Origin of the sequence: Chryseobacterium sp. NFX27 (assembly GCF_049887855.1) — a bacterium.
Lineage (GTDB): Bacteria > Bacteroidota > Bacteroidia > Flavobacteriales > Weeksellaceae > Chryseobacterium.
Map to the genome: position 1 here is coordinate 1 of NZ_JAGEKK010000016.1, position 12,925 is coordinate 12,925.

Consider the following 12,925-nt stretch of genomic DNA (forward strand, 5'->3'; position numbering starts at 1 on the left):
TGCCTCGCTGCTCACTTAAAGATACTGCTTGGATCTTAAACTCTAGACTGTAATTTTTTCTGATCTTTTTCATACTCTTAAAGTTAAAGAGTATAAGAATCGTGTCCTAACAAAGTTAGCAACTCCATATCGAATATGATCAGTTCGGAAGACAGGTAAAAGATTACTTACCCGTTCCACAATCTCAAACTTTAAATGGAGCCATTGTTCCTACCCCTCTGGCCAATGCTACCCAGCCCGGGATTTATGGTTCAGAAAAGATCTATGCAGAAAAAATACTGGAAAACTCCCCGCTGGACAGAATCCAGCAGCAGATCCAGGTAGGAAATGACTGGACGGGAAAGCCCGTAAAGTTTGAGTATGATGCCAATATAGATGGTGAGGTAAAGAAATATATTGCAACTTCCTCCGGGGCCACTTCTTCCGCTATAACATTATCAGGAACCTACGGAGCCAGCCAGCTGTATAAAAATACCATAACCGATGAAGACGGCAATAAAACCATAGAATTTAAAAACGGACAGGGACAGGTATTATTAGTCAGGAAAGTGATAAGCAGCACAGAAAATGCAGACACTTACTATGTATACAATGAATACAACCAACTGGCTTTTGTAATTCCACCTAAGGCAGCTGCTGTTGCAGATCTCACCACGGTACTGGGGAGCCTATGTTATATGTACCGGTATGACGGGAGAAACCGGCTGGTGCTTAAAAAGCTTCCGGGAAAAGGCTGGGAATATATGGTCTATGATAAACAGGACAGGCTGATCATGACCCAGGATGCTGTAATGGGAGCTCAAAAACAGTGGCTGTTTACTAAATATGACCAGTTTGGAAGAGTAGCTTACACAGGAATATATACCAGTACCCAGGCGTATGGTGTAGCAGGAAGAGCGGCAGAACAGGCCTTGGCAGATGCCAAGGGCAGTAACAATGTAACCAGGGCTTCTGCTGCAGGCTTCACCAACAGTGGACTGGATGTCTATTATGATAATGGTTCGCTCAGTTATCCAAGTTCTGTCACTAAGCTGTTAAGTGTCAACTATTACGATACCTATCCCACAGGCTCCCCAACAGTCACTAATGTATTTGCACAGGATCTTTTGACTGATAACCCGGCCAATTCACGAACCACCAAAGGAATGCTTACCGCTTCCTATATCAAAAATATAGAAGATGATAAATGGACAAGGAACTTTATTTGGTATGATACCAAAGGAAGAAATATAGGCTCAAGAAGTAACAATCATTTGGGAGGATATACTGTTGTTAATCATAAGCTTGATTTTGCGGGAATGGTCCTTCAGAGCAATACCTATCACAGAAGACTGATCACGGATCCTGAAAAGGGCTTTGTAGAAAAATTCACTTATGATTTCCAGAACAGGCTTCTGACGCATACCCATCAGGTAGGCAGCAATCCGGTTGAATATCTGGCTCAGAATAAGTATAATGAGCTCTCACAGCTTGAAAATAAAAAAGTAGGAGGAATATCATTAGCGTCCCCTTTACAGACCATCGATTATAAGTATAACATTCGTGGATGGATGACCAATATCAATGATCCAGTCAATTTGGGAAATGACCTTTTTGGATATAAAATCAAATACAATCAGGTTGAAGGATTGGAAACGCCCAATACTGATTTTCCTGACTTGAAAGTAATACCGAGGTATAATGGGAATATTGCAGAGGTAGACTGGCGAACTTCTACCGCAGCTAATGACCACCTGAGAAGATACGGCTATGTTTACGATAACTTAAATAGGCTTTCAGCAGGTTTTTATCAGAAAGACAGCAATCCTTCTGCGAAAGAATATTTTGAAAAAATGGAATATGACTTGAATGGTAATATTACCAATTTAAAAAGATCTTCTGAATTGATAGTAGGAAATACAGCTGCCAATTTCATTAATAATCTTAACTATACGTATCAAGGGAATAGGCTTACCTCTGTTATGGATTTAGTGTCATCTATTGGTGGATATAAAGGAAATACAATGCAGTACGATGCTAATGGGAATATGACCAGTAATCCCGATAAAAACAAAATGCTTATCACATATAATTTCCTAAATCTACCGAGCAGCATTACAGAAACAGTATTTGTTAACTCTACCAATAACACTTATTATACCTATAGAGCTGACGGAACGAAAGTATCGAAAAAGTATATACAAATGGGTGCCGAACAGAAAACTGATTACCTAGATGGATTTCAATACAACAATCTGGAATCGTTAGGATCTACTGTTCCTACAGTTCCGACATTAAAGTTTGCACCGACATCAGAAGGTTATTTTGATTTTGAAAAAAATAAGTATATTTATAATTATATTGATCATTTAGGAAATGTAAGATTGAGCTATTTTAATAATGGAGCCATGCTTGAAGTGGTTGAAGAGAACAATTACTACCCATTTGGATTAAAACATAAAAGTTATAACAGTTTACCTGGGAATTACAGTTATCAGTACAAGTACAACGGCAAGGAGCTACAGGAGACCGGAATGTATGATTATGGAGCTAGGATGATGATGTCGGATATTGCAAGATGGGGCGTGATAGACCCAGCCGCAGAATACTTTCCAGATATTACACCTTATGCTTACGTTGTTAATGACCCAATTGGATTTGTTGATAATGATGGCGAAATGCCTGGTCCTGTAGGCGCTATAATAGGTATTTTCTCTGATTATATAATGCAGGTTGGTGTTAACTATTTTTTAGATGGAAAAGATTTTAGAACCTCTTTAACAGATATTAGCGGTTGGTCACTAGCTGTTTCTGGTGTTTCAGGCTTTGCAACAGGAGGAATAAGCGCATTAACCAAAGCAGCTACAAGTGGTATAGGAAAACAAGCCTTAGTAAAAACCATAGATTTTGGTGTAGATGTTTTAGTAGGTACTGTTGAAAGTGCGGTTACTAATCAATTGGAAACAGGTGAATTTGATATTTGGAAATCATTTACTGGTGGATTACTTGAGGCGGGTATTGGTAAATTTATACCATTAAAATACGTAGATAAACTAGAGAGTAAACTTGCTCGAAAGATGAATATTAGTGCAGAGAAGATGACTCGTTATAAAAATAGAATGCAGAATGATGCTAATAGAAGTCGCAGTACAAGAGCGAGAAATAATAGAAAATATGCTGAAAACAAAAAAGCTTACGAAAGTTACACAGCAGCCTATGCTGGTGTTAAAGTTGTAAATGATGCATATAAAGCAGGAGGAGCTGAAGCTTTACAGAATATTGACTTATTCAAAAAGACACCAGAAGAAACTAAAAAACCAACCATTACAGTTGGAGAAGTAACAGGAGGAATAATAAGAGAATAACTATGTATAAAAATCAATATATTTTAACAATTTGTGCCATATTAGGTTTTTTATATACTTTGTTTTTCTATTATCAAGACTCAAGGTTAGAAAATCCTAATATGCTAAAATCATATACAATTATTGAGCAAGGATGTAGAAATTCTAAGGGTAGTTCTTCAGTTCACATTAAATACAATAACAAGGTATATTATATAAGATTAGCAAATGAAGAATGTTTAAAATATCCCGTAGGAACTGAAATAAGACTTAGCTATAATAAACAATTTGATTATTTTTATAAGCCGGATGGATTAAAAAGAGATAGAAATAGATTGTTGCTTACGGTTATAATTTTTATTTTATCTATTATCCCTTGGAAAAGAATTATAAAAATAAAAGCCTGATAAGGTGTGTAAGCTTAACAAAGAAAAGCCAACTCAAGTGAGTTGGCTTTGTTGTTTTACATAATGCTTTGCAATTTAGTTTGCTTAAGAAAAGCATCAAGGAGAGCGAAGACGTGTTGTCTGTCGTTCTCTTTTAGTTTTTGGATGTCTAGGATTTTAGCAACAATACTTTTTTCCAAAAGGACATCTGTAGAACCTACGAGATAATCCAAAGAAACTCCGAGAGCTTCCGCAAGTTGCGTCGCCACCTCAATAGATGGTTTTACTTCCTCTCTACACTACCTCACACTATTAGAATAGAGATGAAGCTTTAATTGAAAGTAAAATTTGGTTAGATTCCATACTTTATTTGTAGGTAATTCTATAAAAATCAAAATATAATGCGTCAAGTTTTGGCGTATCCCTGATGTAGCTTTGTTTTAGAAACATTAAACAAAATATTAATTGCTAAAACACAGCTTATGAAAAAACTATTTGATGATGAATGGAGTGATGATTTATCAGAGTTCAAAGTCATTTCCATAGAAGACTTAAACAAGGGATTTGTAGGAGATAAGAGCGCTTTGGGTGATACTATCATTAATAAAGATAATTCTCCTGATTACAGAAGTCCATTCCATGACTACAGAAATACTCCTTTAGGCTACTCTTATCTTACTGATAATCCTGTATCTTCAATTTTTTCCTCTACAGGATTGGATGAAAAAGGAGAAAAGGGATATGAGTATTATGCAGAAGTTCTTCCTTGTGATACTGGTTCTCAGGTATATGGGAGCTATCAGGCTAATGCAAGAAAGAAACAGGCTTTATTTCTGTTCTATGAGAAACCTAATCCAAATAAATCAAACTTCTCTGGTGACTTCTATATTGCTAAAATGGGTGATTATTTTGTGCAATTGTTCAAAAAATTTCCAGAGCCATTGTCTTCCAGTATAAATGGTCAATTCTTTAGGAATATTACTTCTATGGAAGATGAAGCTGCTTATCTAGCTCAATTAGCTTATGCTTTTGAGAAGGATAAAATAGATGCTACTCTTGTTCATCAGGCTTTGATGAGGGAGTATCAGTTTTATACGGGAGACAGAAGATTTGAAGAGATTATAGGGAATATCTCATCTATTCCTGCTGATGCCATTGGATGGTGTGCTGAAAAGTTAGAAGCTTTTAAGCCTACAGAGAAAAATTACAATCCTGAAGCTAAAGATTACTCTCCATTAATTCCTATTATAGGAGGTGTTGCAGTTCCTGTTAATATGAATAAAGCTGCACAGTTTTTTGAAAACTTAGGTGACAATCCTTTTGTTCAGGGGGCAGAGGTTGCTTTTTCACAGGTATGGTCTATGGTGAAACAGGCAGCAAGTAAGGTTAAAGATGCTTCTGTAGACCATCTTCCTGATGCATTTAAAAAGCTGATCAATAAAATTACCGGAGTTATTAATGATATTAGATCCTTTCTTACCAATGTAACAGATGATCTTAGTGAATTGGTAAAACAGGGGGTAGAGGTTCTTAAATTAGCTAATGCCTTCTATTGCGGTGTTAACAGGGGACTTATCAGTCTTATCCAATGCTTACTTTACATTTTAGAATTCCTTTTACAGCCTACAACTACTTTTTCTTATCAGCAGTATCTTGAAAGAAGAGATTTAATGGAAAAGGCAGAAGATGTAATAGACTGGGTAACAGAGAATGTACCTAAATTCTTACAAGGAGTTAAAGACCTATTCAAAGCCAGTGGAAGTATTTCAAAGTCTGATATGGAAGGAATACTGGATAAGATGAAAGAATACTTTGGAGATATTTCTCGCTATACTGTAGCTTTTTATATTGGTATTTTTGCCTTTGAGTTACTAATTAATATTCTGCTTTTAATCTTTACAGAGGGTGCAGGGAATGTTGTAAAGGGAGCTACTTATGTACAGAAAGCAGCAAGTTTGCTAAAGGTTCTGGCAAGGGAAACTGTCTCTGTAGCAACACTAGGAATTACAGATTTATTGGCTTTCCTTTCAAGATTTATTGTTAGATTTGGAAAAGCTTGTGCTAAAGGGTTTGCTGGCTTTACCAGATTCATTGAAGAATTATTGCAAGGAGCTAAGAATGGTGCTAAAGCAGAGGAACTAGCTGATGAAGTTCATGATTTAGAGGAAGTAATAATCAAAGGCAGGAAACTTCAGAAAGGAGGCGGTGATGCAACCAAATCCTTTGCTGAGAATGCAGGAATTAAAATAGAAAGATGGATAAGTGAAGCTAAAGTCTTTGGACAATCTACAGATTATACTTGTGCTGCTACTTCTTTGAGAATGACATTACATGACAAAGGTATTTTATTATTAGAAGATGAATTGGCAAGAGCTTTAAAAACTGATACTTATGGGGCTTCAATTTTAGATATCCCTGATGCTCTATATTTTAAAAGATTGGAAGATGAAGTAACAGCTATTGCTGAAAAAGACATCAAGTTATCAAAGTTATTAGAAAAATTAGAGGACGGAGATAAAGCAGTTGTAAGTATTGGTACAGCAGAGTTTAAAGGACACGCAGTAGTACTGGAAAAAGTAGAAAATGGAAAAGTATTTTTACGAGACCCATTACCTATGAATCAAGGCTCCTCATATTCCATGTCAATAGAAGCTTTTGAAAAAATATTTAACAAAAAAGCCGTAATTATTAAAAAATAAAGTGATGACAGAACAAGGAAACATAAAACTTAATGTAAAAGGTGAAAAGCCTTTAAAAGGTTATCAAATTGTGAGAATAAGAAATATAAACAACGCTAAAGAGGTATTGACCAATTTTAAGGAAGCCGTTCTAACAATTTTGAAAAATAAAAATTTAAGTGATGAAGATCCTAAATGGGAAAAACTTTTACCACAAGGAATTGTATCTAAAATTAATCAGTTAGATGATGATGATAAAAAGTATGATGAATTTTTGTATAGTATTAATTCAAGTATTGATGATTATCAAAGACTTAGAGATTGGGAATGGTACAGCTCAATAGAAGTAGAAAAAGGATTTGACATCATTGTGAAAGGCAAATTTAATAGTTGGAAATTCATTAATTTTATCCATTGTCAAAATGTTCCTTTAGATGATATTAGGATTATAGATGCTGATAAACAAGAATTTTATGAATTGAAAACAATTAAGGACTACACTTCATATAAAATATTAAAATAGAATTTAAAGTCTCCTACACAAATAACAAAACCATTCCCTGATTAGGAGTGGTTTTATTTATAGCTGTAAGGATAAATATTGGCTAATTCAACTATTTGAAATATTCAACACCATTTTCTCCAACATAAGCTTCCTTTCCACTGTCAAGAAGGATTTTATATAGATTAAAGCTTTTATTAAAGTCAATATTAACCCTAGTTTTTTTTAATATTTTTTTATATTTAGCATCTACATACTTCAGACTATCATCATCAAAAAAGCCTTGTTTATTACTGTTAATCAATATGTTTAACTCTTCAAAAGTTCTATCTATTTTTTCATATTTTACAGGAGCAACAACCTTGTTTAGGCACACAAGACCATATTTACCAGCCTTGCTTACTTTAAATATTGAATTTTTTCCATTTGCAACAAACAAGTCAACTTCATCAAAGTCTAATTTAACAATTTTTGCTCCATCCAATAAACTGATAATACCCTTAAAGCCTCCCTTTTCAACAAAAATCAAATTATTATTTTTATCTATTTTAAAGGAATCATATTTACCTGTAAGATGCTGCTCTATCTTACTTATTGTTTCATTAGAAACACGTCTTCTTTCTGATGAATTTTGTATTCCTCCCATTTCCTTAAGAGAGCTTTCCTTACTGGCTTTTACTTTTGTATCATAAAACTCATCCATTTTACAGTTCATACACATCCCCTCCTTTGAAGCTTTCCATATAAAGTTTGAAGTACTGTTACTGTTTTTATCTGAAAAAGTTATGTACTTATACTCTAAAGGGATTATTTGTTTTCCTGAAGAGTTAATAAGTCCATAATATCCTTCTTTCTTTACAATAAAGCTTTTATTGGACTCTGTGGAAATATTATCATATAAACATGGTATAACCTCTTTACTGTCTTTGTAAAGCCCTACTTTTCCATTTTTATAAACATAAACTTCATCCAAATCATACTGTCTTATTTGTAAAGAATCATATTTATTATTTCTAGGAATCAAAACTTTCTGAAGATTATCCATAACATAATAGTCCGTACTTTCTTCTTTTACTATAAATCTTGATTTGGGAGTAAAAACATCATACTTTACATCTCTTATTTCAGAGGCAAAGGGCTTAACTTTTATGTTTCCAAGAGAGTCACAAAATCCCCATAAATTATGTTCCCTATAAGGAATTAGTAACTCCTTATCTTGTAAAGTTTGTGCTATTAGTAGATTTCCAAACAGAATAAGCAAAATAATATTAATCTTCATAAAAAGCATTTTGTTGACAAATGTATAAAAATGATATTACTATGCGAACTGTAATGGTAATTTAGAGAACCTAGCATTTAATACTCTGGAAAAATTTATAAAAAACAAAATTTTTATAGTGCTTATTCTCACGTGAATGTCCTTGCAAAGCATACCCCTATCCATTTGTTCTTCCCCAATACCCCTACCCAAACCTGAATAAAGCCTTTTTATTGGAGGTAAATATTATTCTTGGAACTATAGTGTAAGTTTCTATTCTGCTACAGATCTAAATCTATTTTATTTACTCTCTAGAGACTTTATCTCTATTTTTTTTACCTACCATTAAAATGTTCCTGCTTAGTTTGCTAGCCTTCTACTTTACATGAACTTAGGAATGTAGAGAAAAAATAAGATAATACCTGTTACTTTTTACACTGCACCCCTCACGAAACACCTCCACTTATTCTTAGAGTCTGTAACAAGAAGGCTCTATCATTAATTTTTAACTCAAAAATCAAAAACAATGGTAAGAATTTTAGGCTACAAACAAAGACAAAAAGAAGATGGAACAAACTTTTATCTTCTAGAGGTACAGGGAGGTATTGAAATGGTATTAAGCAAGGCTACAGGTCAATACTATGCAACAACTAAGAAAGCTACTGTATCAACTACATTTGATGAAGAAACCTGTAAAGGCTTACTAGGTTCTCAAATGCCAGGTAAAATCTCCAAAATTACTACTGAACCTTATCAGTACACAATCAAAGAATCTGGGGAGGAAGTTACTTTAAACCATAAATACATCTATCTTCCTGAAGGTGTAGAAAGTTCTGAAGAGAAAATGGCAAAACAACTTGAAGAAGCCTTTGCATAAAATCAATACGTCCTTTTTTCCTGAATCCATATATAGGTTTTAAGAATTTTGGACGTATTTAATTTCTCTTAAATAACAAGAAAATGTCCATTCTGTGTGGTAATACTATATATTCCTGCATAAAATGGACATTTCTAATCTTTATCTACTAGTAAAAAGTATGAGTTTTTGCAGAAGTATATATAGTAAATACAGAAACTCATACTTTTTATATTATTCATTCACTAACAACCCTAAGTCTTTATATGAAAACAAATACAAAAGTCGCAGAATTACTTGTTTCTTATTCCAACAATATAAGTTCTGAACAAAAAATAAGTAACAGTGCAGACAGCTATGATATTGTTATAAATCTCTGGAACCTCAATACCATTCAAATACAGGAAGAAGTAAAAGTAATACTTCTCAATGATGCTCTTATGGTGCTAGGATTTTACTCTTTATCAAAAGGAGGAATTTCATCTAGTATAGTTGATATTAGGTTGGTCTTATCAGTAGCTTTAAAGGCTATAGCAACAGGAATTATTTTAGTTCATAATCATCCTACTGGTAATCTTAAACCTAGTAAAGCAGATTTAGATATTACAAAGAAATTAAAGTCAGCATGTAATGTTATGGGAATAAACCTTTTAGATCATTTAATTATATCAAAGGAAAGCTATTTTAGCTTTGCAGATGATGGGTTATTATAATTGACATTTGACTTTCCTTGTTTCTAGTATTACAGATTAATGTAGATATATTCACAGTGCCAAAGTGCCATTTTATTCTAAGTTCAGCTTTGGAGCTAGTCTAAAAACATAAACTAAACAATATCAAAAGGTTACCACTTTACTAGAGGAACAGGAATAATATTAAATGAATTTTCAAATATTTCAGCACTTTGTCACTAATATATCTCTACTATGTTAGTAAAATGGTAAGTAATTGTTTTTTTTAAATCATGTACACTCACGCATAGGAGCAGAACATTACCCCAAACCAACTAGATTTAGGCTAATAGCCAAAATCCTATTACATATATATTATAGCGAAATTGTAATATCTTGGGCTACTAGTAAGTTGGAGAGTAAACAGAATTAGATACTGATTAGTTCCTAGTGAAAATGGTAACGAATAGGATAAGGAACTATTATTTTAAAGGCTATAAATCATAAATAGCCAAATCATCTATATCTAAAAAGTTTTTCATTGGAATTTCTAATGCCTGACCAATTCTATAAAGTTGATGGAGGCTAATATTCGTTCTTCCAGACTCTATGCGAGAAATATTGGTAGCATCCATTTTTCCTCCCAACTCAACAATCTTTACAGTCAATTGTAATTGAGTCAAATCCTCTTGCTCCCTAAGTTCTTTAATTTTTCTACCTACTAACTTTTGAAGTTCTATCTTATCCATTATTGACATATTTGGCAACATCAAAGGAAATGGTTAAGTTTGCGTATTGTAATGCCATATATGACAATAAAAGTTTTGTAATTTTACGGACTCCCGTAAGGAACAGAAACTATTTATATATAATTTGCTAATTAAATAAACTTAAAAACAATGAAAAAGACTTTACTATTATTCATCTTAGTATGTTCAACTTACCTATACTCTCAGACCTCTCAATATGTAGAGTTTCCAGATGTAAACTCTGAGGTACCTGTTAATAAAGCCAGAATCTATGTTATAAGACCAACAGGAAAATTAAGCCACTATTATATAACTCTATCATCTAATGGAAGCATGATTGGGAGGCTTGACTATAAGAACTATCTGTGTTGGGATGTAGATGCTGGTAAATATAATTTAGAAGGAGCTTTTGAGGGTAATAAGATCAGAAGGGATCAGACTGAGAATAAAGATTTCTTCACAGTAAATGCAAAAGAAGGAAAGACATACTACATAAGACTTAGTCCAGCTTATGGTCTAACAACAGGAAAAGCTTCATTTGATATTATTGAGCCTGACAAAGCAAAAGAGTACATTAAAAAGTTCCCACAACCTAAAGTGAAATATGTTGATTAACAAAGCTTATATTCTAAGAGATTCAAATAATAACTAATTTTTTTACATGAAAAAATACTTACATCTGTATCTGCTTCTATTCCTTCCATTATTATATACATCACAATCTATTAGTGCTTCAAAATTGCTTGATTATATTAATATTCAGAATAGTGAAACAATAACAAAAGAATTAAAGCAACTTGGTTTTCAAACCAGAGTTGATAATTCAGAAGGTTATCCCATATATCAATTTGCAAAGAAAACTTCAAGAGGAATAGAAAAAATTGAAGTAGGGAAAAATACAGAGCTATTCATGATTACTTATAGGCCAGAGTATACTACGTATGAAATTTTAAGAAATAAGATTCTTACATCAGATTTTCAATATGCATACAGCTATAAAAGTACAAAGTATTATGAAAATAGCACAATGCGTATAGGTGCAGATAATACAAATGGAATAATATCAGTTTTCAAACAATTAAAATAATAATATGGTACAAGGAATAGTCTTAGCCATGATTGCAATTGTGATTGTTAGGCTTATAAAAAAGAAAAAGTAATTCTATTTAAACCACTCTATTCAAAGAGTGGTTTTTTAATCTTAAAACTAATATGAAACCTAAAATACCATTTCGTATAGGCTACCAATATGGCAACTGGGAGTTAAACCTAATGAGCATAGTAGACAGTATTTCTGATAACTCTTACTGTAGCTATCTGTGGGTGGGAAGTGAGATTAAGAAGTTTCTAAACTTTACACCTCACAGAACAGAACTAATATTCTATGGGATATATTGGAGGTTGTAATACTGGAGTTTGATAGGAAGTCTGAATACTACTATAACAGAATGAGTAAAGCTTTATCAGAAAGGATAGTAAGGGGAAGCCTTGAAATTCTTTCTGATGGGATGATTATCCAAAAGTTTGTAACTAGGAAGGCAACTTATTGGAATATCTATTTTCCTATGAATAAAGAAATCAGGCTGATTTACTTTTCTAATGCCTTTCCTTATACTAAAACTCTACTGGAATAAAAGAGCATTGAAAATCACAATATAATATTAATCTAAGAACAAACATTAAGATGGGAAGAATACTTATTACGACTGACAATCATGGAAATTTAATAGCTGTAAAACAAGCTTTAGAAAGATGCAATTTCAATCCAAATGAAGACTTATTAATAAACTTAGGAGATGTGATTGATAGAGGTACAGAAAGTGCTGAATTAGTTCAGTTTTATATAGACCTTTCAGAAGAGTGTCTTTATAAGCCTTTGTTTATCAGAGGAAACCATGATGACTACTGTCATAAATGGCTTAAATCAGGAGAAATCAGTATGGAATGGTTAATAAATGGTGGTACAGAAACTATTGATTCTTACATCAGAACAGGATATTTGGATAGTGAAGAGCATTTAAACTTCTTTAATGAAATGTTTGATTTCTACATTGATACTAAGAACAGAGGATATGTTCATGCAGGTTTCACATCTCCTGAAGGTTTAGAAAATGACAATTCTGAAATATACTATTGGGATAGAAGTCTTTGGGAACTAGCTCTCCTAAGTGATGAAAATAAAAAGCTTCCTGAGGAAATGAGAATATTTGAAGCCCATAAAGAAATATACATAGGCCATACTCCTACACTTAATTGGGATGAAACAGAACCTATGAACAAATATAACATTTGGAATCTAGATACAGGAGCGGGTTTTGGAGGAAAACTTACTATTATAGATGCCACTACTAAGAAATTTTGGCAGAGTGATCCAGTTTCTAGCCTGTACTGATGAAAAAGGTTCGTAGCTAAAAACTAAATAAAGGCTCTTAATTGAGCCTTTATATTTAATTTAATTTTTTTTCTTGTATGATTTCAATACATATTTTTTATTTTGTTTAA

General features: G+C 33.0%; 11 protein-coding genes and 1 pseudogene. 10 read left to right on the forward strand and 2 right to left on the reverse strand.

What is annotated here, in order from left to right; genetic code table 11:
* Window positions 1-128: 128 nt before the first annotated feature.
* The 5 genes and pseudogenes from J4Q03_RS16160 to J4Q03_RS16180 all read left to right on the forward strand — a co-directional run.
* Window positions 129-323: pseudogene (locus tag J4Q03_RS16160) on the forward strand (DUF6443 domain-containing protein); the annotation flags it as partial.
* Between the two features lie 225 nt (window positions 324-548).
* A complete protein-coding gene (locus J4Q03_RS16165; protein WP_426049166.1) occupies window positions 549-3,344 on the forward strand; it encodes an RHS repeat domain-containing protein in 2,796 nt (931 codons plus the stop codon).
* A 2-nt stretch (window positions 3,345-3,346) separates the two neighbouring features.
* Window positions 3,347-3,730, forward strand: a complete 384-nt coding sequence (locus J4Q03_RS16170) for a hypothetical protein (RefSeq protein ID WP_426049167.1) — start codon at window positions 3,347-3,349, stop codon at window positions 3,728-3,730.
* A 461-nt stretch (window positions 3,731-4,191) separates the two neighbouring features.
* Complete coding sequence (locus J4Q03_RS16175) at window positions 4,192-6,408, forward strand: cysteine peptidase family C39 domain-containing protein (RefSeq protein ID WP_426049168.1); 2,217 nt, start codon at window positions 4,192-4,194, stop codon at window positions 6,406-6,408.
* A 4-nt stretch (window positions 6,409-6,412) separates the two neighbouring features.
* The gene (locus tag J4Q03_RS16180) at window positions 6,413-6,910 is read left to right on the forward strand and encodes a hypothetical protein (RefSeq protein ID WP_426049169.1); all 498 of its coding nucleotides are present in this window, start codon (window positions 6,413-6,415) and stop codon (window positions 6,908-6,910) included.
* Between the two features lie 91 nt (window positions 6,911-7,001).
* Here J4Q03_RS16180 and J4Q03_RS16185 read toward each other — a convergent pair whose 3' ends face one another.
* Window positions 7,002-8,168: a WG repeat-containing protein gene (locus J4Q03_RS16185; RefSeq protein ID WP_426049170.1), complete on the reverse strand. Its 1,167-nt coding sequence runs from the start codon at window positions 8,166-8,168 to the stop codon at window positions 7,002-7,004.
* 505 nt (window positions 8,169-8,673) lie between these two features.
* Here J4Q03_RS16185 and J4Q03_RS16190 point away from each other — a divergent pair.
* On the forward strand, window positions 8,674-9,024 hold the full coding sequence (locus J4Q03_RS16190; protein ID WP_426049171.1) for a hypothetical protein: 351 nt from the start codon (window positions 8,674-8,676) through the stop codon (window positions 9,022-9,024).
* 245 nt (window positions 9,025-9,269) lie between these two features.
* Window positions 9,270-9,716 (forward strand): JAB domain-containing protein, encoded by a 447-nt coding sequence (locus J4Q03_RS16195; protein WP_426049172.1) that lies wholly within the window; start codon window positions 9,270-9,272, stop codon window positions 9,714-9,716.
* Between the two features lie 452 nt (window positions 9,717-10,168).
* Here the strand turns inward: J4Q03_RS16195 and J4Q03_RS16200 are convergent, their stop codons facing one another.
* Window positions 10,169-10,423 carry a helix-turn-helix domain-containing protein gene (locus J4Q03_RS16200; protein ID WP_164463263.1) on the reverse strand — a complete coding sequence of 85 codons (255 nt, stop codon included), beginning with the start codon at window positions 10,421-10,423 and terminating at the stop codon, window positions 10,169-10,171.
* A gap of 150 nt (window positions 10,424-10,573) precedes the next feature.
* On the opposite strand from J4Q03_RS16200, the gene J4Q03_RS16205 reads away from it, so the two are divergent.
* The 3 genes from J4Q03_RS16205 (at window position 10,574) to J4Q03_RS16215 (ending at window position 12,815) form a co-directional block, all read left to right on the forward strand.
* The gene (locus tag J4Q03_RS16205) at window positions 10,574-11,038 is read left to right on the forward strand and encodes a hypothetical protein (RefSeq protein ID WP_426049173.1); all 465 of its coding nucleotides are present in this window, start codon (window positions 10,574-10,576) and stop codon (window positions 11,036-11,038) included.
* Window positions 11,039-11,084: 46 nt separating this feature from the next.
* Entirely contained in the window at window positions 11,085-11,510 is a 426-nt protein-coding gene (locus J4Q03_RS16210) for a hypothetical protein (protein ID WP_426049174.1), read from the forward strand.
* Window positions 11,511-12,107: 597 nt separating this feature from the next.
* Window positions 12,108-12,815, forward strand: a complete 708-nt coding sequence (locus J4Q03_RS16215) for a metallophosphoesterase (protein ID WP_426049175.1) — start codon at window positions 12,108-12,110, stop codon at window positions 12,813-12,815.
* Window positions 12,816-12,925 lie beyond the last annotated feature (110 nt).